Here is a 23195-nt window from a genome sequence, read left to right on the forward strand (position 1 = left end):
AGCTCGAAGTCGGTTAAAGCTGCAATCCCATTACCACTGAAAATAGACTTAAAGACCCACGATCTCTCTTTCCCCAAAAATACATATGAATATTTTTTTATACCATGATAGCATTCGAGATGTAACCCATAATCGTAACGAAAGGAATGAACACCAATGGAATTCCACATCGAAAACCTGACAACATCCCGAATTGCTTATGTACGACAAGTCGGTCCGTATGGTCCTGCTAACAGTCACGCGATGGAAACATTAAAGAACTGGGCAAGATCCCAAGGCCTGCTTACAAGCTCGACCATCTTGTTCGGCATTCCGCAGGATAACCCAGAAACCACCCTCCCCTCTCAATGCAGGTATGATGCATGTATTGTCATATCAGAGGATTACTGCCTGGATGAGTCGACTCCCCAACTTGAAGAAGCTGAACTTCCTGGTGGGCAATATCTGGTTTGCAAAGTCAAACACACAGCAGAAGATGTGCAGCAAGCCTGGACCGAGATTTTCCCGTATTTGCAGAGCAATGGTTGTACCATGGACAACAAACCCATCTTGGAAAGGTATGCCGGTGATCTGCTTCTTCTGGATTTTTGCGAAATATGTGTACCCGTTAAGCCGCTATAAATTATTCATAGTTGTTGAGGATGCCAAAAAGAACGAAGGCGACTTCAATGTTGAAGTCGCCTTTGTTTCTAACTTATTGCCTTGTTTTCACCAATTAAAATGCCCAGTTCCCTTTGCGGAATACAGGTTCCACCGTACCATCCTGCAACTCACCATCAATGTCGAGCTCTGCGGAGCCGATCATAAAGTCCACATGGGTCAGACTCACGTTACATTCATGTTTCAGCAATTCCTCATTAGACATCGTTGTACCATCTTTCATGTTGAACGGGTATGCACTGCCGACAGCCAGATGGCAGGATGCATTCTCATCAATACCGGTATTATAGAAAATACGATTCAAGTTGGAAATTGGGGAATCATGCGGCACCAAAGCCACTTCGCCAAGATAACGTGCACCTTCATCGGTGGCAAACAGGTTTTTCAGATGCTCTTCACCCGAAGCTGCTGTAAACGCAACAACCTGTCCATCCTTAAACGTAATTCTCATCTGATCTACAAGTTGTCCATTCAGATTCAGCGGCATCGTGCTGCTGACAAATCCGTTGACTCCACTGCGCTTCGGCATTGTAAATACTTCTTCTGTCGGCATGTTCGCAACGGTATACACACCTTGCTTGTTTTCGCTACCGCCGCCACCCCAAATATGGTTGTTCACCAGTTCGATTTTCAAATCCGTTCCGGGTGCACGGTAGTGCAGGCTTTTATAATTTTTCTTGTTCAGCAAATCACTCATGGCATTCAGGGTGTCCAGATGTTTTTTCCAGTTCTGGATAGCGTCTCCGCCATCGACACGGTTCATTTTGAAGATGGTTTCCCACATGACGTTAATGCGATCTTCCTCTGGAATGTCGGCAAACACTTTGTTCGCCCACGCCTTGGTTGGCGCTTTGATCAGACACCAGCTAATTTCGTGGTTACGCGTATATTTCGAATATCCGCGACGTGCATGAGCCGCCGCTTTGGTTGCACGCGACACGTTGTCGGAATTGATGCCTTTGTACAATTCAGGGTCAGGTACTTTGATCGTGAGCGTAGCGCCGCCTGCTTCTGCAAACTTCTCCATCATTTCCGCCTTCCAGGCCGGGTAATAATCGAAGCTGTCATCAGAGCCATGTTCAAAACGACTGCGTGTAATATCGTCATCATCAAAATCAACCTGTACATACTTGGCGCCAGCCGCATACGCTTTTTGCACGATCAGACGGGTGAATTCCAATGTTTCGATGGGTGCCGTTACGAGCAGATTCTGGCCTTTCTGAATATTTACGCCGACTTTGACAACCAGCTCTGCGTATTGTTCCAACGATTTTTCGAAGGTTTGTTCAAAATTACTCATGGTTGTGTTCACTCCTATTTCATATTTAAACGAGTATTGTTGCACAATGATTTGAGATCTGCCCAGTGGCCGTTACAGTGAAGGATCGTTCTTTCGAGCACTGTTTTTCATTTAAGCCTTGCGTTTTTCTTGCTCACGCAGCTCGATCCGGCGGATTTTACCGGAGTTTGTTTTTGGCAGATCGGCTACAAACTCGATTTTGCGTGGATATTTGTAGGGTGCTGTCCATTCCTTCACATGGTTTTGCAGTTCACGCGCCAGTTCTGGTGATGCGAGAGACTCGTCTCTCAGCACTACAAATGCTTTCACTACGTTACCACGGATCTCATCAGGACTTGCTACGACCGCACATTCCTTCACGCTGGCGTGTTTCATCAGCGCTTCTTCCACCTCAAACGGTCCAATCGTGTAACCTGAGCTGATGATGATATCGTCACTGCGACCTTCAAACCAGAAGTATCCTTCTTCGTCTTTACGTGCGCGGTCACCTGTTACAAAATAATCCCCACGCTGATTCGCTTCCTTCCGTCCCTCATCCTGATAATAGGCACGGAACAAGGCTGGCATGTCCTTATGCACGGCAATATCGCCTACTTCACCGGCAGGTACAGGTTGTCCCTCTTCATTGACGATCTCAATAAGACCTGGTGTAATGGACTGCCCCATAGAACCGATTCGTACGGGAGCCTCTTTTAAACTGCCGATCAGCAGCGTGCTCTCGGTTTGTCCATATCCGTCCCGAATCGTCAGGTCAAAGTGACGCTGGAAAATTTCAATTACTTCCTGATTCAACGGCTCACCAGCAGACACGGCGCTACGCAGTGCGGACAGATCATGGTGACCCAGATCGTCTGCTTTGGCCATTAACCGATATTCCGTCGGCGTACAGCACAAGACGTTGATCTGATGCTCCTGCAACAATTCCAGATAACGTTTCGGTTGGAATGATCCATTATAAACTAGTCCGGTCGCCCCTCTTCCGAGTACAGACAGGAACGGACTCCAGATCCATTTTTGCCATCCCGGTGCTGCCGTTGCCCATACCGTATCCGAAGGCTGAATATCCAGCCATAACGATGAAGCGATCCGCAAATGAGCGTAACCCCAACCATGACTATGTACTACGCCTTTTGGATTGCCAGTCGTACCGGAGGTATAAGCGAGAATAGCCATATCGTCACGATGTGTTTCCACCGCAGCCATCGTATCCGATTGCCCTTGCATTAACTGGTGTACATTGACCCAGCCTTCTCCAGGTACGCTATTATCACCATTTGGTGATGCAACGATGCGGTGTGCCAATGCTGGCAGATCTGCATTTATCTTTTCAACTTCAGCAGTCGTCTCGGACCAGACAATGACAGCCCGGGCATCGGAATGCCGAAGACGATACTCCAGATCTTTCGCACGCAGCATTTCGGAAGAAGGAATAACAGCAATGCCCAGTTTCAGACAGGCAATGTATATAACATAGGCAATAATTCGGCGTGGTACCATGACCAGCACCCGGTCGCCCTTCTCCAAACCAAGATCACGCAAGCCTCCAGCAAGACGATTTGCCTGCTTCAATAACTCACCATAAGTGATCTCTTCCAATTCTTTATGATCGCTTAGCCATCTAAGTGCAACCCGATCCGACGGGTGATTCTCCATCTCGGATGTCAGGTTATAGGTTTCAGGCGAAATCCACTGTTGAAAATTCAAATGGAGCCTCTCCTTCATATTTCAAATGTATAGCATCCATATATTATACCCTAAATCCTAGGACCTGGTGCTATGATATAAAATAGTTTAAGAAAAAAATAAACGCAGGTCAATTAAGACGAAGTTCCAAAAGGTTTATCTCTACATATAAAGAAGATAAGTAAGACAAAAAAAGGTGTCCTCCCGACCACAGGAAGACACCTTAGTTATCCCAACATATCTATAAAATATAGATTGATTTAATCATTGTAGACATGACTTTGAATTTCCAGAGTCGTTTCTCTGCGTTCAATCTTACCAAGCGTAGTTCCCGATGCCATCCAAGATGCTTTCGACTTCACTCAGCTCTTCCGTCGTCAGGTCTGGTGCCTGAAGTGCGGCTACGTTTTCTTCGATCTGGGACACACGGCTTGCGCCGATCAGAGCAGAAGTAACTCGGTTGCTACGCAAAATCCAGTTCAGCGCCAACTGGGAGATCGTTTGACCTCTACGTTCGGCAACCGCCTGAAGTGCTTCGAACTTGGCGATCCGTTCGTCCGTATAAGCTTCTTTTCTCAGATTGCCTGTTGGATTAACGCGCTCTTCCTTGATCTTGTCCACATACTTATTCGTCAACTGACCGCGGCCAAGCGGACAGAATGCAATCGATCCTACGCCGTGCTCATCCAGCACATCCTGCAATCCATCCTCAATCCAGCGATTCAACATTGAATAATTTGGCTGGTGAACCAGACAAGGTGTTCCGAGACGACGCAAAATAGTAACTGCTTCTTTGGTCTGTTCAGCATCATAGTTGGACAAGCCTACATACAGAGCTTTACCCTGTCTAACGATATGATCCAGCGCAGTCATCGTTTCTTCGAGCGGTGTTTCCGGATCTGGACGGTGATGATAGAAAATATCTACGTAATCCAGTCCCATCCGGCTCAGACTTTGGTCCAGACTGGCAATGAGGTTTTTGCGGGAACCCCATTCGCCGTATGGACCGTTCCACATATGATAACCTGCCTTGGTGGAGATGAGCAGTTCGTCGCGGTAAGGACGCAGATGTTTTTTGAGAATGACACCAAAATTCTCTTCGGCTGATCCTGGAGGTGGTCCATAGTTGTTGGCCAAGTCGAAATGGTTAATCCCCAGATCGAATGCGCGCAGAATCATCTCTTCCTGAATATCCAGGGTGCGGTTTCCACCGAAGTTTTGCCATAAGCCTAGTGCTATTTGCGGCAGTTTGATTCCGGTTTTGCCAGAGCGGGCATATTTCATTTCACTGTATCGTTGTTCACTCGCAGTATAGGGCATGGTTAATCTCTCTTTTCCTGTAAAAGTTATTGAATACCCTTTCATCTTAGACACTTTCCATGTAAAACGATATGGCATTTCACTACAACGATATGGAAAAATGATTGGTATCTTCATCAAATGATATTTATAAAACGATTCCTTTTCACCTTTTATATGTTAAAATGCAAGGTATAACGACCTCATAACAGGAGTGAATACCCTTGATTACGTATATGTGCAAAAACAATCACTTTCAGGAGCTGCAGCTCCTTCATTACGGCACAGAAGCTTGCGCACCCGGTCACTACTTCGGCCCGGCTATGCGTGATTATTACAAAATCCATTATATTTTGGACGGCAAAGGCACCTTCGAAGTCGGAGGCAAAAAGGTTACGCTGCACAAAGGACAGGGGTTCCTCATCGTGCCCCATTCTGTCGTTCATTATGAAGCAGATCAGGATGATCCGTGGGAGTATAGCTGGGTTGCTTTCCAAGGAAGCACCTGCCCTTCGTTATTACAGCAGGCTTGCCTGTCTGAGCACCATCCGATCTTTGAGATGGGCAATGAAGATGACGAGATGCGCTCCTGCCTGCACCGCATGATTAGCTCTCGCAACACCCATAAGGGGTGGGAAATCAGCATGACGGGATTACTCTTTCAGTTTTTCTCCATTTTGATTGATCGAGCCGGTGAGGACAGACCTATTCCACTCCAGGACTATACGAAAGAAACCTATGTCACTCAGGTGATGGATTTCATTGAGATTAATTATGCCAATACCATAACCGTACAGTCCATTGCGTCTCATGTTGGCTTGCAGCGCAGTTACTTATGCTCTCTCTTCAAAGACAAGATGGGCACCAGCATTCAGTCTTATTTGGTCAATTACCGCATGCGCAGGGCGGCTGAGCTGACGCTGGACCCGGCTTTGACCATTGGGGATATTTCCCGTTCCGTTGGATATGCCGACCAGCTGCTTTTCTCGAAAATGTTCAAAAAAGTTATGGGCGAAGCCCCTACGTATTATCGCAAACACAAAACAGCACCTTCCCATTTATGCAGCTAATGGGAAAGTGCTGTTTTTGTATTTTTACACAGGATATCACTACCTGCTTATGACTGAATTCCATTCGTTCGTTTCTGCTTTAAACCTGCTCCTGCATGGTCACGCCTACCACTTGAACTTTAATTTCATTGACCATAATGCCTGTTAATTGCTCGACAGCTTGCTGCACATTATGTTGAAGTTCCTGACAGACTTCATGCATCTTTCTGCCAAATTGAACATTGATTCGCAGTTGGATAGATGCCTGATCATCTTTGATTGCAACGTCAATTCCTTTTTGCAAGCTCTTTCCGCTGATACTCTTGGCGATTCCTTCGGTAAGACCAACAGACATGGAGGATATTCCCTCTGTAGTTTGAGCGGCCATGCCGACAATTTTGGATACTACATCATTGGAAATATGAATGGCGCCCATTTGAACAGATTGTGGCTCAATATACTCAGGTTCAGTGTATGGTTGTGGGATGATTTCAGACATGATTTCCACTCCTTCTATATCATTTATAAATGTTTAAGCATTCTGCCATTTGTCCTTGAAGAATAGCTGATAGATTCGAACCAAAATAATTTTAACGATCATGTAGACAGGGATGATAATCAGAATGGCAATAATGCCGCCCAGGTCCCCTGCACCCAGCACCAATATAATGGTGGTAAGCGGGTGAATATCGAGTTTTTTGCCGAATACATACGGTGCAACCAGATTATCCTGAATTTGCTGTGCTACCAGAATAATAATGAGTGACCAGATTGCAACCGAAGGGGATACAACCAGTCCCATAATGACAATAGGAACGGAGGACAGAATCGCCCCGATAAACGGAACAAAGTTCATAATGACCGCAATTACGGTTAACAGCAGTGCATACGGGAGACCAATGATCAGGAAACCAATATACATCAGCACGCCCAAAGCCAGATTCACGAGAACTCGTCCCACGATAAAGCCGCTTAACGCCTGATCGATCTCAAGTACCACGTCACGACTGTCTTTTTGGAAGCGTTTTGGTGCAATGTGCACCAGCTTACGACCAAATTTCTCGCCCTGCTTCAACATGTAGAACAATATGATCGGGAAAGTGAACAGAACAATCGCAAAGCTTGAGATGAGTGAGAAGAATCCACTCACATAGTTTGTTACAAAGGTAAAGCCTTTGTTAATGTAATCCGTGATCTGCGAAAACGGGGTCGATCCTTCCGGGAACATAGCCGTAATGACACCGTTCTGCTCCAGCTCTTTAAGCTGCAAACTCAGTGAATTGATTAAATTTGGTGCGTTTTCTACCAGGTTGATCAACTGCTCGCGTAGGGAAGGCCATAGTCCTATAATAAACAGGGCGAACAGTATACCAAACACCAGATAGATCAGCAAAATGCTAAGTGTGCGATTCAGCTTCTTTTTTTCCATGTAATTGACGAGCGGCCGCAGCAGATAATAAAAGAATACGGACAGCATCATCGGCACGGTAATTACCGTAAGCATGGTAACAAGCGGTTGGAAAATAAAGCTGACACGTGATAACAGATAGATATTAATCAGTATCAGTGCCAGTGCAATACTGAAACGTACAAACGAATTTACTTTGAACAAAAAGTTTCCCCTCCACTTAACCTTTTCTATATGAGCATTTTGCAAATGGTGATCAGAATGACAAAATGTTTATATCAACCTTACCCTTTATGTCGGTCCTTTATTTCGGAATCTGTATAGTGAACACCGTCGTCTCCCGTCCACGACGGGAAAGTGTTAATCGTCCACCCATTTTCTCGGTGTTCCGCCGCGCAATTGCCAGTCCAAGCCCCGTACCCCCGGTTCCCGTACGAGCCTCATCCCCGCGCACAAATGGATCAAAGATGGTTGCCCATAACTCTTGAGGGATACCCACACCGGTATCAGCAACCTCGATAACTACATGGTTGTCCAGTGGGATTAACTCCACACGCAGCTCCGTCCCCCGCGGGTTGTAGGACAAGGCATTTGTAATCAGGTTCTGAATCACTCTGGACAACAGCTCCGGATCATACCTTGCATAGATCTCTTCATCAGGAACGAGCACATGCAGGCCAAAATGATTCTGCTCAATCTCACCATACGTATCAGCCATAATCTCACGTACAAATTCGCCGATTTCCCGCTGTTGAATATGCATACGGAAGTCAGGTGAATCCACTTTGAGCAATTCCAGCATGTTCTGAATCATACGCGCGACCTGAACGGACTTGTTGTAGATATATCCCAGATATCGCTGCTGCCTGTCCTTATCTTCCCCTCGCCCTTCCACCAAAGCCTGGGCGTATCCTTGAATACTCGTGATCGGGGTCTTGAGATCATGCGACAAATCCACAATTAATCGCTGTTTGCTTTCTTCGGCATAACGTTTCTCCGCAGATGTATTCTCAATGACGTCCGCCATATAATTGAAGGTTTCTCCAATCTGGACAAATTCCCTCTCTGCCGAGATGGACATGCGTGTACTATAATTTCCCTGGATCATCTGGGTAAGACCTAGAGAGAGAATACTCAGCGGCTTTTTGATTCGACGGGCGACCCAGTAGCTGTATACAAATATCAGCAGCAAGACCAATCCGATCCCGATCATAATGTAGAACGATAACGGATGCTTCAAATTGGTAATCAGCTGATTATCATTAATTCGTACACTGACCAAGTCACGAGGAATCTTCAGCAAAACGTACTTTGCAGCTCCCTCTGTTGAAAGCGGACTAATGGAGTAATAGTAAGGCTGCTCATTTCGGTTTTCGAGTCCTGCATATAGCTCAGCTTCACTGTATTGAGTGAACGTATCCTGCTTGTCCCCGATATAACGAATGACCTTCCGCTCCGCATCCAGCACTTCAATCCATCCCCCACTGTCCTTGAGACGCTGAATCTCGGTATTATTGGCCTCATCGGAACTTCCGGACAGCCACTCGTTCTCCAGTTCTGTCACATACACATGTGCCTCCACATTCAGATCAGGATCCACCACCTGATCCGAAATGCGGAAATCGACCACATCCAGATTAATGATAATGTACACGATGGCTACCAGTAACAACAAAAAGAAGTTAAACAGCAAAAAGTCCAGTGTCAGGGACGTTTGCAATAGTCTCTTTTCTCTAGCTTTCCATGGGCGCTTCAATTTTGTATCCCAGTCCCCTTATCGTTTTTAAATATTCCGGTTGCCTGGAGTCGCGCTCGATCTTTTCCCGAATGTTACTGATATGTACCATTATCGTGCTGTCCTCGTGAGCATAATAATCTCCCCAGACGGCTTCGTATATTTTTTTACGGGTGAAGACACGGCCTGGCTGCTCAAGCAGAAGCTCCACAATTTTGTACTCTGTTGAGGTCAATGTCACAGGTTTATCCGAGCGAAAAAGGATACATTGGGATCGATCAAGCCTGAGCTCACCCAGCTCAAGATTTAACTCCTTAGCAGCAGCCACGTCAGGTGCATCAAATTGATTGACTCTTCTGAGCAAAGCTTCCACTCTGGCGACAATTTCCAAAGGATTGAAAGGTTTGGAGATGTAGTCGTCTGCACCCAGTCCGAGTCCAAGGATTTTGTCATGGTCCTGGCTTTTGGCCGACAGGAACAGAACAGGCATATGATGTGTGGACCTGATTTGTTTGATCAACTGGAGTCCATCCATCACAGGCATCATAATATCCAGTATGACCAGATCAATCTGAGTTGAACGGATACACTCTAGCGCCTCTACTCCATTAACGGCTGTCACAATGTTGTAGTCCTTCTCGAGGTACAGCTGAAGCAGTTCCACAATTTCGGGTTCGTCATCTGCAATTAATAGTGTGTATCTCATGCGAATCCTCTCATTCCTATTTCAATAAATTCAGTTTTCATTCAAATTCGTATCCGTACATTTCATTTGTTATTGCTCATATGTCTATACGTTACTACTATATACTACGTCTCTTAAATCAATCTAAACCATTTCTAAAGATAACCTAAATAAAAAGCCCGGGCATCAGGGCCAGAGCTTCAAATATAAAGCTAAAATAAGTAAAGTTTCAGTACCATTCATCACTTGCTACGTAACCAGGGTTCAACCCGGGCATATAATCGGTCCTTATCATATTGCACATACTGACTCGCCCGATTACGTACCGGGTCACCGGCATAGAAACGTTCATACAGATCATGTCTGGCTCCCAGCGGACTTCCTGTCAGCTCCCAGGCGAGCTGGAATAACCGAATCTTCTCTGGTGCCTGCATCGTTACGCCTCCAAGGTACTTGTTCATCATGGGGCTGATACTTCCTTCGAGCTCCAGCTTCCCGGAAGGGATCTGAATAAGGCCACCTGCAGCAATAGTCTTCAAAATCTCAACAGCGCGCGGGTAATAACGGTTCCCCAGATTACGAGCTGTTTCAATATATTTGAATGATGGTAGCCAGTTCCCATGAACATCCGGCGCAGCTTGTGCCTCGGATGCGATGATGAGTCCTTCAATCGTATGCATCTGGCTGATCATCTCCCCAAGCTGTTCCTGTACATTCAGGAAGGCATCCACTCCAATCTCCTTGGCAATGGAAGACGTGATGGCTGTAATGAATTCCAGCTTCGAATGCAGCCGAATAATGCTCTGATGGTAAGCCAGACTGGAGGATGCCACGTTGCAGCGAATCTGCCATACCGCTTCCGGATTGTTGTGAAGCAGTACACGCTCCCAAGGTACAAATACATCGTCAAAAAATAATACAGCATCCATCTCATCATACTGACTACTGAGCGGATGAGCAGTATCTGAATCTAATGTTGCAAAAGATTCTCTACATACCATATGTAATCCTGGACTTCCTGCTGCCACAATAACCATATGCGCGAGTTCCGGGCGATGTCCAGGAATGCGCTGAATCGGATATGCAATGATATCGTCCGCATATGGAGCAGCGGTCGCTACCATCTTCGCCCCACGGAGGACAACACCCTCTGTATTGGTACGAATGATTTGAAGCATCGCATCTTCATCTTCCCCTACGGGCAGAGCACGATTAATTTGCGGGTCACGCTGGACAATGGTCAGGAAGGCATCCTTCCGTTTTGCCTCATCATAATAGGCAGCGATTTTACCTTCATATGCCGGGTCATATGCAGCCATCGCATCCCGTGTGGCATACCATCCGGTCAGGCGGGATCGGGCATAATCCGAGAGACGGCTCATTACCCCGTAGGTGCGATCAGACCACAATCGAAAGGCTGCCGCCCTGCTGCTGATCTCCTGAGCATTGCGGGGTACTCGAAAAGCCTGATGTACATATCCCTTCGTCTGCTCATCCCAATAAGCCACTGTTTCTCTCGTGTCCGCACCATCCACCAGATTGAACAGACTTTCAATCGTTTGTAAAGTTCCCCGGAAGGCAGAATGCTCTGTTACGCGAATACGTTCTCCATCCAGCCATACATTCCGTTCATCGTTCAACCGTTGCAGATAAGCTTGTCCACGGGACATCGTTATGCTCAATGTAATCCTCCTTCTCGGTTAGAAAGGCTAGGAAACTCAATGTTGATAATATTTTTAATCATTTCGAGACTTAAGTTATACCGAAATGATACATATTGTATCTATTGAAATAGTACTTTGCTTTGGAGGAAAAAGTCAACAGACACCGAACCTAAGGTCTGGTGTCTGTTCTATTCTATTAATATTAGATCAATTTGGCATACATATGACGCAGATAACGCCAGCGTACCAGCAGGAAAAATAGAATCTGCATAGATGCAAATACGAGGAAAATGCGCAAAGTATAACCCATAACCGAGAAATCAACCAACTGCTGTAATGCAACAAATGCAACGGAACTGTGGATAATGGCCAACACTATTGGTAGGAAAAACATTAACACCAGCTGTCTGGTTACGATGTTGCGAAGCTCCGGGCGACTCAGTCCCATCTTACCAATCATGCGGTACTGCTCTTCATCCCGTTCCAGATCTGCATATAACCGGAAGTAGGTAAAGCTTGCAGCAAAGGTGAAAAAGACAATGCCAATCAATCCGCTCAGAATAAGGATAATACCATTAGTTTGTTTGGAATTAAGCCAATCCAGCACGAGAGCGCTGATCTCGAAGTACCCCTGACCATCTGAGTCATTTTGAATGGATTCGACCAGATCAGGAGCAAACTTCCGCGTTCCCATCCAATCTGTCACAACAAATTGAGTTTTTTTATCGGGATAATAATTTTCATCAGCCTCGATTTGAATATTAAATTCCTTATTCATCTTGTCGTACAGCTCATTGGATACCACATAAACTTCCCTTTTGAATTCAACAGGGATGACGATATCGGTTGCAGGTGTTGTTAATCTGACCTTTTCCTGAACTTCCCACATACTGATATTTTTCTGAGTTGAACCCTTTCCGGCTTCTGCTCGTAATGTCTTGCGACTCGTAAGATTGCCCGGAGTCATAAAGGAATCGTTAACATTCTCGAGAGTTCGCTCTTGGTAACCGAGCGCCTTGGCAAGATGATTATATTCACTTAATTTGATGATATAGTCCCCTTCGTCATCAAACAGCGGAATATAACTTCCTTTCTGGTACGGAACCTCATTATCAATCAGTGTCTCTTCAATCTTCCTGATGTGCCGTTCTGCGCTAGGTGTATCCCATGAATTTTGGTAGGTAAACGCATATGGATTTGACATCGATGACAATCCCGGATCAGCGATCGCCAGCATCGTACCGATGCCTGTAAAGGCGGAAGCCGAAATCACACTCACCATAAAAAACATGACCGCATTATCTTTCATTCGATAGGTAAGTTCGGACAGAAACAGCAAATTCGTTTTACGGAAAAACAAACGCTTATTGCCTTTGAGCGCCCGAATGGCATACACACTAAGTTGGGTGAATAACAGATACGTGCCTGCAATAACCAAAACAACACTACCAAGCAGCAAAGGGAAAGAGTATGTGATCCATACAAAGGCAAATACACCCGCATATCCACCCCCAATGAGTATGACGGAGAGAAGTGCTAAAAGACGAGAAGCCTTTGGCTCGGGTTTTGGTTTTTCCTCTGATTTTACAAGGTCAATCAATGACCCTTTTCGCATCAGCAGAGACGAGCTCAGCGCAATCACAACAAACAGCAGCAGAAACGCTCCGACAGTAAGTGCGATTGCTTTTAATGGAAAATAGAATCGGAGACTTTCTTCCACCGCCAGCATGGAACCGCAGATCAACAGGATCAGCTTGGCAAAGATCATTCCTAATCCAACGCCTGCCACAATGGCGGCGAGTCCAATGCACAAGTTTTCCATAAATAACAGTCGGTTCATCTGTTTACGTGTCATACCAATGATTTGAAATATGCCGAATTCTTTTTTACGCGTCTTTAGAAATGAACCTACGGAATAGAGCAGAAACAGAAACGAAAAGATGAAAATAATAATCTCGGCAATCAAAAATCCCTGATTCGCAAGCATGGTTACTGTTCCACTTGAACCCTTCAGTCCATCCTTCAGATCCGGGTGAAACAAAAGAAGTGCATACGTAAAAAAGATCATGACGGAAAACGTACTGCTCAGGAAATGAGCCAGATAAATTCGTTTGTTCCGAACAACATTATTAATGGCGAACTGGCGAAAATTCATGTCCGGAGCCTCCCATCAGGGATAATACGTTGATGATTCGCTGATAAAACGTCGATCGGTTATCTCCATAATGAATTTCGTTGTACAGTCGTCCATCCTTAATAAATACAACCCGGCTGCAATAACTTGCCGCAACAGCGTCATGCGTGACCAGCAGCATAGTGGCCCGATCTTCCTGGTTACGACGCTCCAGCATCTCCATTACATCACGCGCTGCCTTCGAATCGAGATTTCCTGTAGGCTCATCGGCCAGCACGAGCTTGGGAGAATGGATCAGGGCTCGTGCGATTGCTGTCCGCTGGGCCTGACCTCCGGAAATTTCATACGTGCGCTTGTTCAGCAGAGAGGCAATGCCAAGTTTCTCTGCGAGTCGATCAACACGTTCATTCATCTCCTCAACCGATACTCCATCCAGCGTAAGCGGCAGGACAATATTTTCTTTTACCGTGAGTGTGTTGAGCAGGTTAAACGACTGAAATACGAACCCCAGCTCTCGGCGTCTGAACAGAGCCAGTTCATCATGATTCAGTTCAAACGGGTTCTTACCTGCAATCTTCAGTTCTCCTGAAGTAGGGTGGTCAATGGTTGAAATCATGTTCAGCAACGTTGTTTTGCCGCTGCCGGATGGACCCATGATGCCAACGAATTCACCCTCCTGAATACTGAGATCAATACCTGACAAAGCTTCGTATGACACGATCCCTTTATAAATTTTACTAATCTGTTTCACTGAACATATCTCCATAGGTTAATGGCTCCTTTTAGATTTCAAATTTGAATTAAACCAAGTTGAACTGAACTTCATCGCAATTCGAGGTTGTTCTCTACTTTCTGACTTCAGTCTATCGAAGTTTCGACCATTCTCCTATGGATTAACCTTTCATCTTCATGACATTATTGTAAGGTTACATGTCTCTCGTCGCCTTTTGGCGTGTTTCTTCTATGTAGAAAACGAGAAAGACGCCGATCCCTGTCAGGGCACCAGACGTCTTCTCATTTCCGCATTATGCGCGCTTTATATTTAGGTTTCAAATGTAATGGTTACCGTTGTCCCTTCTCCCTGAACGGATGTAAGGTCAATCCGATGGTTCATTCGTGTCAGGACATCCTTAACAATATATAGTCCCATACCCGTGGATTCTTTAAAGTGACGCCCATTCTCTCCGGTAAAGAAAGGCTGGTACACTCGGTTAAGATCCGACTTGGGAATACCCACTCCCTGATCCTTCACTTCAAGAATAATGGATCTTGTGGATTCATGGGCCTGGATGGTTACCTTTTGCCCGTTCCCCCCGGAAGAGTACTTGATGGCATTGGATAACAGCTGCACGAGGACAAACCGAATCCACTTCGCATCCGACTGAACCATTAACGCAGAATCAATTTTCATCTCGGGATACACGTGATTGCGAATGAAGAACCGTTTCAGCTCATGGATGGCTTCTTCTCCGGCCGCCTTGAGGGATACCGGTTCCACACTGAAATCTTGTTCAAATGTCTCCAGCCGTGCCATGTACAACACCGTTTCCAGTCCTCGTCTCATCTGGTCTGCTTCCTCTCGAATGCTGATGAAACGGGGGTCCTCATCCTCCTGATCCTCAACCGTCAGTTCAATGACGGACAAAGGTGTCTTCATCTGATGAACCCATTGATTCATAAAAGTCAGGTATTCCTGTTGACGCTGTTCCAGACGATGCAGGTGCGCATAATAATGACCGTACTGTGAGTCCAACAGTTCTGACAATGCCTGCGGCAAGGGCGCGGGCTCATTCAATGGAACAAATTCTTTCAGATCATTCATTCGATGGGACATCCGGGAATAAAACATGCGATGGGACAGATACCGATAAATGAGATAGGCTGCGTATAGGACTAACCCCAGAGATACCGCATACGTGGCCGTTAACCAGTGGTCATAGCCGTCGTACCAAAAGACCGCAACCACGGTGAGCAGCACAACGATTACCCAACAAGTCAGTACAATATGTTCTTTGATAAACAACTTCATGAGGGCGACGATGCCTTCCAATTGCTGTTGAGTCGATAACCTGAACCTCTTACCGTCTCCAGCGCATCTGTAATGCCCAGCTCAGCCAATCGTTTACGCACGCGGGTCACATTCACGCTAAGTGTATTATCATCCACAAAGGAATCATCCCACAGCTTTTCTAAAATGGTTTCACGGCTAACCAGTTTGGGACTCCGACGCAGCAACGTCTCCAGCAAAATGGTTTCTTTCTTGGTCAGCTGTATCTTGCGATCACCGAGCTCCATCTCCAATCTTTCCAGATAAACAGTTAGTCCATCCAGTTCCACCTTGCGCTCTTCATGACGCGCAGCGTAATCGCCATACACCCGGCGTAGCTGACTTCGAATTTTGGCCATGACAATCTCATGCTCAAACGGCTTCGTAATATAATCGTCCGCACCGTTCTCAAGCGCCATAACCTGATCCATTTTGCCACTCCGGGCCGAGATGAAAATAATCGGACATGTGGAAATGGAACGAATTTGGCGACACCAATAGAACCCATCGTAACTCGGCAGGTTGATATCCAGCAGGACGACATGCGGCTTAATTTGTTCAAACTGCTGGACGACCTGCTCAAAATCCTCAACCGCAACGGCCCTGTCACCATATCGCTCAATATGGGATTGGAGTAAACCCGCAATTTTCGGATCATCTTCAATAATCATTATCGTATACATAAAAAAAGGTCTCGCCTCCAACCTGTCATAATGGAATATGCAATTCTCTTTCCAAAATCATAACACAGGTGGGTACTATCGGGCATCGACCTGCTTACGCCAATCCACAATGTCAGCATTCAACTGCTTCAAATCTCCTGACGGCTGCTCCTCATCGGACAAGTTATACTTCTGCTTCAACGCCAGAATTCGATATACACTTTCATTAATTCGGGATTCTGAAATCTTCCCTGACTTCACTGCGTTCTTCAATGTATCAAAAATAGTCTTGGCACTCTCATAACTGTGAGCTACCAGCAGAATATCACTTCCTGCCTGAACTGTCGCTACGGCGGCATCGTTCAACTTATAATTTTTCGCGATCGCACCCATGCTCAGATCATCTGTGATGACCACACCGTCATACTTGAATTTGCCACGCAACTGCTGACCAATAATGACGTCCGACAAAGATGCCGGATGGTCGGGATCAAGCTTGGGAAACAAAATATGGGCTACCATAACCGCTTCCACCTGTTCCTTCACCGCTGCCTCAAACGGAATCCACTCCAGCTGGGCAAGTTGCTTCTCCGTTTTGTTCACGACAGGCAGATCCAAGTGGGAGTCCACTGACGTGTCTCCATGACCGGGAAAATGCTTCACCACTGGAATAATCCCTTCGCTGCGCAGCCCTTTCATCTCAGCTATGCCCATCTGTGAAACCAGACTGGCCGAACTTCCAAATGAACGATCCCCAATTACCGGGTTATTCGGATTACTATTTACATCCAGCACTGGAGCAAAATCGACGTTAAAACCTACCAGCTGAATTTGTCTTGCTAACAATTTGCCCATCGTTTCAGCCAAATCAGCATCCTTCGTCTTCCCCACTTTCCGATTGGAAGGTATAGACTCTACCGTTTCTGGCATTCGACTAACTTTGCCACCCTCCTGATCCACACTCATGAAAATTGGAACTGGGTTGGAACGATTGGCATCCTTAATGGATTGCACGAACTTTGCCGTTCCTGGCACGGTCGAGACATTATTCGCATAGAAAATAATCCCTCCCACCTTCTGATCCGTGATCATCTGTTTCGCTTGAGCATCCAAAGTGGTCCCCTGAACACCCGCGAGAATCATTTGTCCAATCTTCTCATCCAAAGACAATTGGCCGAGCTGCTCTTTTACCGAATCTTTCTCTTCCTGAGGAGGCACTGTATTCTGTTGATCATCCTGACCATTCTGATTGTTTGCACCTGTGTTTGAATTCGCATTGGTCTCCGTTCCGGCATTATTGTTATTTTGCTCTGACGAGGAGGGCTTCTGTGACTCTCCACATGCGGATAAGAGCAACACTATTCCGAATAGCAGGAACAACATTTGAAGCGTGTTTATGTGTTTGTTTTTTAACTTGTGATTATCGATATACAAGGATGGTCATCCTCCTTAAGCATTGTTGTCATTCAGTCTGAATGTGGTTCAGGCATAACCTTATCATAAGGTGGTTCATTTTCAAAATGGAGACGGCTCCAGTACAAATTCTAAAAATACAGCCTAAAACGCAAAAAATTTCCCCTTTCCGGGTAATTGTGTGGTACTTCATGGTGTTATTCCTTAAGGCGTGTGTGATTGAAGGGGATGAGAAAAGGTATCAGCGGTGCGAAAAATGGTTTCTGTTGTGAATTTTTCATATGTTGAAATTATTATTATAGGAAGGCAAAAAGCAGCTAATATTTACTAAGCATTTCAATTTGGAAATCTAATAATTTTAAGAATATTGGATAAATAACTTTAAAAAATATGAAAAATAAAACAAAAACTTTATATTGTTAACCTAAAATACATCTGTTATACTCTGATTCATATCATGTTAAGTAAAATGACACTATATCGAATGGGAGTGATTTTCGAATGAGAAATCGGTTTAAATGGAAGGTTTCCTCTGCGTTATCTGCTGTTTTATTAATGATTCCAGCCTCTTATGTTGCAAATGCTGACACAGTTCAAGTTAGAAACGTTCCGAAAACACATTATCTTGAAGCAAAATCGGAAAACGTACGCTGGGGCAATATCGGCAAAGGCGATCCCGTGCTTACGGTTAATTCGGGGGATATCGTCACGGTGGAAGCTGTTACGCATCACTCCGGCGATGATTATGAGCGCATGATCAAAGGTGATGCCGGCGCAGAAGATATTTTCCATTGGAGCGAAACGGAAAAACATGAGGCTGACCGTGGACCTGGCGTACATATCATGACGGGACCAATTGCAGTCGAGGGCGCTGAACCTGGCGATGTACTCGAAGTGAAGATTTTGGACATGAAGCTGCGCCCTAGCGGAAACGGGGAATATGCCGGTAAAACCTATGGTTCGAATGTAGCTGCAAACTGGGGCCTTTTATATGGTGAGATGGAAGAAACGCCGAATACACGTGAGGTTGTTACAATATATGAAATGGAGACGAAAGGTGGCAATGATTACGCCAAGGCACTGTACAGTTATCGCTGGACACCACAGACCGATCCAAGCGGCACAGTACATCCAACCATAGATTATCCAGGTGTTATCGTTGATCACTCGACGGTGGAAGAGAACCATGATGTGCTAAAAGGCATTCACGTCCCTGTCCGGCTGCATTTTGGCACAATGAGCGTGGCCCCCAAAGAAGCTGATGTTGTCGATTCCGTTCCACCATCGTATTATGGCGGGAATATCGATGATTGGCGCGTAACCGAAGGGGCAACGATGTATTATCCGGTATCTGTACCTGGAGCACTGCTTTCTGCGGGTGATCCGCACGCAGGTCAAGGTGATTCCGAATTGAACGGAACAGCGATCGAAACATCAGTGACCGGGGATATCCAGCTCATTCTTCACAAAAAAGCGGAGCTGGTCAACAAGTTGAAGGCGCTCAACTTCCCACTTCTTGAGAATGAAAACGAATGGGTTGTTCACGGCTTCAGCTATGCGAACCATTTGGCCGAACTGGGCAAGGATGCACAAACAGAAATTTTCAAGCAGTCTTCCCTGGATAAAGCGATGAAGGACGCGGCGAACAAAACGAAGTCTTTTCTGATGAGAGGCATGGATTTGACTGAAGATGAAGCATATTCACTGATGTCCGTTTCAACGGATTTCGGAATTACGCAGGTTGTTGACGGTAACTGGGGCATTCATGGCATCATCAACAAAAAAATCTTCGGGGAAAAAGAACAGAAGCGTGCACTGCTGCGCAACAGCTTTGAACAATTCGGGGCAGACATCGGATGGGACCCAGCAACCAAAATGATCACCATTCAATATAACGGCAATACACTCTTGGCCAAAATCGGTGCTACAACAGCTACGTTTAATGAGGAAACGATCAAATTGACGGCGCCTATTCAATTGAACGATCAGAAATTGTCAGAAGTCAGCGAATATTTCGTAACCTTCTACCGGGCAAAATTGTCCAAGACGGAATAATCACACTCTTTTGTTTCTGTAAAGGAAATAAACAAGAACCGTTAGTCTTCAGAACCTGACGGTTCTTGTTCGTTAAATATTCAATCCATCCTGGTTTTTGTGTCGCTTCAACAAAATCTGGTTTTCCACCCGAACCAACCCTTCCAGAGAGTAAATCGATTCGTTCATGAAGTGTTCCATTTCCTCGATGCTCTCCACAAGAATGTGGGTGTGCAGGATGCAAGCCCCCGTCATTTCATAAAGCACGGCCACCCGCTCGTTTTCTTTCAGCGCCGCCACAATCTTGTCCAAATGCTTGGGTTCAACCTCCAGCTCAAGATAAGCAGAAATTTTTTTCCCAAGCTTCTCGGCACTGATTACAATTGAAAATTGCTCAATAATCCCTTGATTTACAAGACGTTCAATACGTTCCTTAACTGCTACCCCTGAAAGGCCGACCTCTTTGGCCAGATCAGTGTACGAGATTCTGCTGTTCTGGGCCAAACGCCGCAAAATATGGCTATCAATCGTATCCAGCACCGTCATTCCCCCCTCTATGTACTATATATTGTAACAGAAAAACAGTGTCACAGAAAAACAGACAACTCCTAATTACTTGCTTACCTGATCATACGAAAAGCCGCCTTTCGGCGGCATCAGGTTTGTTTTCAGTTTAGAGTGTTTTCAATGCTTCTGCTGTAAACGGAACAATTTCGGACTGACGTCCTTCGCGAACTTTGTTTGGCCATTCCGGATCACTCAGCAATACACGTCCCAACGCGATTAAGTCAAATTCATGATTCTCCATTTTCTCGTTCAACTGATCCAGATGAGCGTCACCTGTTCCCTGGTTTTCGTTCGCTCTGTCCACGAATTCAGCTTCGAGCCCTACTGATCCAACAGAGATCGCCGGCTTGCCACTTATTTTCTGTGTCCAGCCTGCAAGATTCAGCTCTGAGCCATCAAATTCCGGCAGCCAGAATCGACGGGTCGAGCAGTGAAAAATATCTACACCTGCAGCCGTGAGGGGTGCAAGGAATTGCTCCAGTTGTTCTGGTGTTTCCACCAGCCGTGCGTCGTAGTTCCCCATTTTCCATTGGGAGAAACGAAGTACGATCGGGAAGTCAGGACCTACTGCAGCGCGACATGCTTCAATAACTTCAACAGCAAAACGCGTGCGCTGTGTCAGGTCGCCTCCGTATTTATCCGTACGACGATTGGTATGCTCCCAGAAGAATTGATCAATCAGATAGCCATGTGCCCCGTGAAGCTCAATACCATCAAAACCGATGCGCTGCGCATCTGCTGCTGCTTGGGCAAACGCCTCGATAAGACCCCTGATCTCGTCTTCTGACAATGGTTGTCTTTCAGATTCACCTGCCATGCTTATTCCCGATGGGCCTACCGGCTCAGCTTCTGCATTAGGCAGGTCGCCTGAACGGCGGGCTGTACCCACATGCCACAATTGTGGCATGATTTTGCCACCTGCCTCATGGACTGCTTTGACTACATTCGCCCAACCCTGCAGTGATTCTTCGCCATGGAACAGCGGAATGCTCGCGCCACTAATGGATGAAGGGTGGTTAATACCCGTTCCTTCCGTAATAATCAGCCCTACACCTCCGGCTGCTCTGTGACGATAGTATTCCACGACCTCTGGTCCGGGTACTCCTTCGGGCGAAAATCCACGAGTCATGGGTGCCATGACGATCCGGTTGGACAGGGTAAGCTTGTCCGAGGTAAATGGTTTAAACAAAGCTGACGGTACATTCATTGTGTAATGCTCCTTTACGATTAGATTGGAAGAAAACATGTATACTTTCTTGCACATGCTCTTGTATTACTACCACAGAAGTTATTCAGTGAATTGATTAACATATATCACCTTTCTATTTTAAAGTTTCTAATTTTTATTTTCAAATTTTCGATAAAGAGGCACTACCCATCTCTTGAACACAAAATAGGGCAAGCCCGATGTAGCTTCAGCTAAGAAGTTCTACGATCTCGGCCTGCCCTGTACAATTAACCTAAACGGCTCTCTCTGTAACCAAAAATGTGGATGAAGCATAGTATATAATCCATAATCTTCCTTTCGTTTAATTGGAATTAACAGGGATATCATTGCGATTAACTCTCAGTAGTTTGCCTGATGAAATCGATAGAACATCGGGGTCTGTGCCCAGTCCAAAGTAGAAATCACCTTCGTGTTCTTCAAAAGACTTAGCGTACGTGTCCTGGTTAAAACGGAGAATTTCATTCCATGTGGTCAGATCTGTGGATTGATATACCCGGTTTATATAGAGATTCGCACTTTTGCGAGTGTAGGTAAGCACATAGACCTTCCCTTCCCGAAGCAGAAGATCCGTAGGAAGAGCTTGAGTATCTGGCAAAATGACGCGTGTTGCCTGATTAATGTCGGTCATTACATTCAAGGATTTGGGTAACAGTTGCCCGTCATTGAATACCCCTCCGACAATATAAAGCAGCTTATTGTTGAAATTAATGTTTTTCCCTATTTTATTATACGGGACGGTGCCCGTTTGATAGGATAATCCCGGAAGCATCTTGCTACCATAGATGACGACGTCTTTCTTTTCAAGCTTCTCATTAAACTCTAATATATTGGTTTTATCGCCCCAAATATTATTGGCAGGATACATCATGCCTGAAGCATATAATTTGCCCTTGATCTCAAATAGCGTATATGCCCTGAAGCCAAACGTATTGATGGTTGCGAATTTTTGCCAACTTTCCCCTTGATCATGAGAGATTAACACAGTAGGTTTCTGCTCGGTACCCAGCGCTGCAAACAGTTTACCCTGATAGGACGCCAAATCATATACGTGTACACCTAGCGGCAGATTACGATACTTTGTCCATACATCTCCGTCTAACCGGTAGAAGTTCCCCATATCCCACTGCTCACCGTCCGAATCATTTCCGGGAATATACAATTTGTCGTTCAGCACTTTATAAATGTCTATCTGTTCCTCATCTACGAATAATTTGGTCGAAGGAACGATGCTCGGATTGTTATTGGTGACGGCCTGGGTTATAAATTTGGGATTGGCTGTATCGTAATAGATGACTGGAATCGGACCCGCATTAGGTGAAACACCTAAATTACTGCTGTTCCCATGACCCATATATATTTTTCCTCTGTACAATTGCAAATCCCAGACATTGTTGGCATACGGTGCTTTCTTAAAAGGTTTTCCAAGCAACTCGATCTTGGACGTCACATCGGCTGATGTGATGGGTGCATTGGACACCTTAGCAAGTGCCCGTTCGGCAGTCGGCTGCTGATCGGTGGAAACATTGTTTTTGGGTTTCGAACTACCCATAAGCAGCCAGCCCATGCCTGCAATAACCGTCAAAATCACGGCCGCCCACTTCGTATTCCTCTGCATGTCCGCTTCCTC

Annotated in this window: 19 protein-coding genes; 3 read left to right on the forward strand and 16 right to left on the reverse strand. The window is 45.6% G+C overall.

Annotated features, from left to right (window positions below):
• Positions 1-156: 156 nt before the first annotated feature.
• Entirely contained in the window at positions 157-621 is a 465-nt protein-coding gene (locus MHB84_RS30835; RefSeq protein WP_076291054.1) for an AraC family transcriptional regulator, read from the forward strand.
• A gap of 94 nt (positions 622-715) precedes the next feature.
• On the opposite strand, the gene MHB84_RS30840 is transcribed toward MHB84_RS30835, so the two are convergent.
• From MHB84_RS30840 to MHB84_RS30850, 3 genes are all read right to left on the reverse strand, one after another.
• A complete protein-coding gene (locus MHB84_RS30840; RefSeq protein WP_076291053.1) occupies positions 716-1960 on the reverse strand; it encodes an aminopeptidase in 1245 nt (414 codons plus the stop codon).
• A 111-nt stretch (positions 1961-2071) separates the two neighbouring features.
• Positions 2072-3682, reverse strand: a complete 1611-nt coding sequence (gene mbcS / locus MHB84_RS30845) for an acyl-CoA synthetase MbcS (RefSeq protein WP_076291052.1) — start codon at positions 3680-3682, stop codon at positions 2072-2074.
• A gap of 276 nt (positions 3683-3958) precedes the next feature.
• Complete coding sequence (locus MHB84_RS30850; RefSeq protein ID WP_076291051.1) at positions 3959-4963, reverse strand: aldo/keto reductase; 1005 nt, start codon at positions 4961-4963, stop codon at positions 3959-3961.
• Positions 4964-5166: 203 nt separating this feature from the next.
• On the opposite strand from MHB84_RS30850, the gene MHB84_RS30855 reads away from it, so the two are divergent.
• Complete coding sequence (locus MHB84_RS30855; RefSeq protein ID WP_076291050.1) at positions 5167-6012, forward strand: AraC family transcriptional regulator; 846 nt, start codon at positions 5167-5169, stop codon at positions 6010-6012.
• A 79-nt stretch (positions 6013-6091) separates the two neighbouring features.
• Here MHB84_RS30855 and MHB84_RS30860 read toward each other — a convergent pair whose 3' ends face one another.
• The 10 genes from MHB84_RS30860 to nagZ form a co-directional block, all read right to left on the reverse strand.
• Positions 6092-6490 (reverse strand): Asp23/Gls24 family envelope stress response protein, encoded by a 399-nt coding sequence (locus MHB84_RS30860; protein WP_076291049.1) that lies wholly within the window; start codon positions 6488-6490, stop codon positions 6092-6094.
• A 33-nt stretch (positions 6491-6523) separates the two neighbouring features.
• Positions 6524-7603, reverse strand: coding sequence for an AI-2E family transporter (locus MHB84_RS30865; RefSeq protein WP_076291048.1), 1080 nt, complete (start codon positions 7601-7603; stop codon positions 6524-6526).
• A 100-nt stretch (positions 7604-7703) separates the two neighbouring features.
• Positions 7704-9155, reverse strand: a complete 1452-nt coding sequence (locus tag MHB84_RS30870) for a HAMP domain-containing sensor histidine kinase (protein WP_076291047.1) — start codon at positions 9153-9155, stop codon at positions 7704-7706.
• Entirely contained in the window at positions 9133-9840 is a 708-nt protein-coding gene (locus MHB84_RS30875) for a response regulator transcription factor (protein ID WP_076291046.1), read from the reverse strand. Before MHB84_RS30875 ends, MHB84_RS30870 begins: the two co-directional genes overlap by 23 nt.
• Positions 9841-10061: 221 nt before the next feature.
• Positions 10062-11489 carry a 4-hydroxyphenylacetate 3-hydroxylase family protein gene (locus MHB84_RS30880; RefSeq protein ID WP_076291146.1) on the reverse strand — a complete coding sequence of 476 codons (1428 nt, stop codon included), beginning with the start codon at positions 11487-11489 and terminating at the stop codon, positions 10062-10064.
• A 196-nt stretch (positions 11490-11685) separates the two neighbouring features.
• Complete coding sequence (locus tag MHB84_RS30885) at positions 11686-13638, reverse strand: ABC transporter permease (protein ID WP_076291045.1); 1953 nt, start codon at positions 13636-13638, stop codon at positions 11686-11688.
• On the reverse strand, positions 13613-14383 hold the full coding sequence (locus MHB84_RS30890; RefSeq protein WP_076291044.1) for an ABC transporter ATP-binding protein: 771 nt from the start codon (positions 14381-14383) through the stop codon (positions 13613-13615). The genes MHB84_RS30885 and MHB84_RS30890 overlap by 26 nt, the downstream gene beginning before the upstream one ends.
• A gap of 276 nt (positions 14384-14659) precedes the next feature.
• Positions 14660-15646: a sensor histidine kinase gene (locus MHB84_RS30895; protein ID WP_076291043.1), complete on the reverse strand. Its 987-nt coding sequence runs from the start codon at positions 15644-15646 to the stop codon at positions 14660-14662.
• On the reverse strand, positions 15643-16347 hold the full coding sequence (locus tag MHB84_RS30900; protein ID WP_076291042.1) for a response regulator transcription factor: 705 nt from the start codon (positions 16345-16347) through the stop codon (positions 15643-15645). The genes MHB84_RS30895 and MHB84_RS30900 overlap by 4 nt, the downstream gene beginning before the upstream one ends.
• Positions 16348-16422: 75 nt before the next feature.
• Positions 16423-17760 (reverse strand): beta-N-acetylhexosaminidase, encoded by a 1338-nt coding sequence (gene nagZ, locus MHB84_RS30905; protein ID WP_256716896.1) that lies wholly within the window; start codon positions 17758-17760, stop codon positions 16423-16425.
• A gap of 480 nt (positions 17761-18240) precedes the next feature.
• On the opposite strand from nagZ, the gene MHB84_RS30910 reads away from it, so the two are divergent.
• A complete protein-coding gene (locus tag MHB84_RS30910; RefSeq protein WP_076291041.1) occupies positions 18241-19794 on the forward strand; it encodes an acetamidase/formamidase family protein in 1554 nt (517 codons plus the stop codon).
• A gap of 72 nt (positions 19795-19866) precedes the next feature.
• Here the strand turns inward: MHB84_RS30910 and MHB84_RS30915 are convergent, their stop codons facing one another.
• From MHB84_RS30915 to MHB84_RS30925, 3 genes are all read right to left on the reverse strand, one after another.
• Positions 19867-20313: an Lrp/AsnC family transcriptional regulator gene (locus tag MHB84_RS30915; protein ID WP_082935283.1), complete on the reverse strand. Its 447-nt coding sequence runs from the start codon at positions 20311-20313 to the stop codon at positions 19867-19869.
• 133 nt (positions 20314-20446) lie between these two features.
• The gene (locus MHB84_RS30920; protein ID WP_076291040.1) at positions 20447-21547 is read right to left on the reverse strand and encodes an NADH:flavin oxidoreductase; all 1101 of its coding nucleotides are present in this window, start codon (positions 21545-21547) and stop codon (positions 20447-20449) included.
• A gap of 322 nt (positions 21548-21869) precedes the next feature.
• Positions 21870-23183, reverse strand: a complete 1314-nt coding sequence (locus MHB84_RS30925) for a hypothetical protein (protein ID WP_076291039.1) — start codon at positions 23181-23183, stop codon at positions 21870-21872.
• Positions 23184-23195: the final 12 nt, after the last annotated feature.

Origin of the sequence: Paenibacillus sp. FSL F4-0087 (assembly GCF_038020215.1) — a bacterium.
Taxonomy (GTDB): Bacteria; Bacillota; Bacilli; order Paenibacillales; family Paenibacillaceae; genus Paenibacillus; species Paenibacillus taichungensis.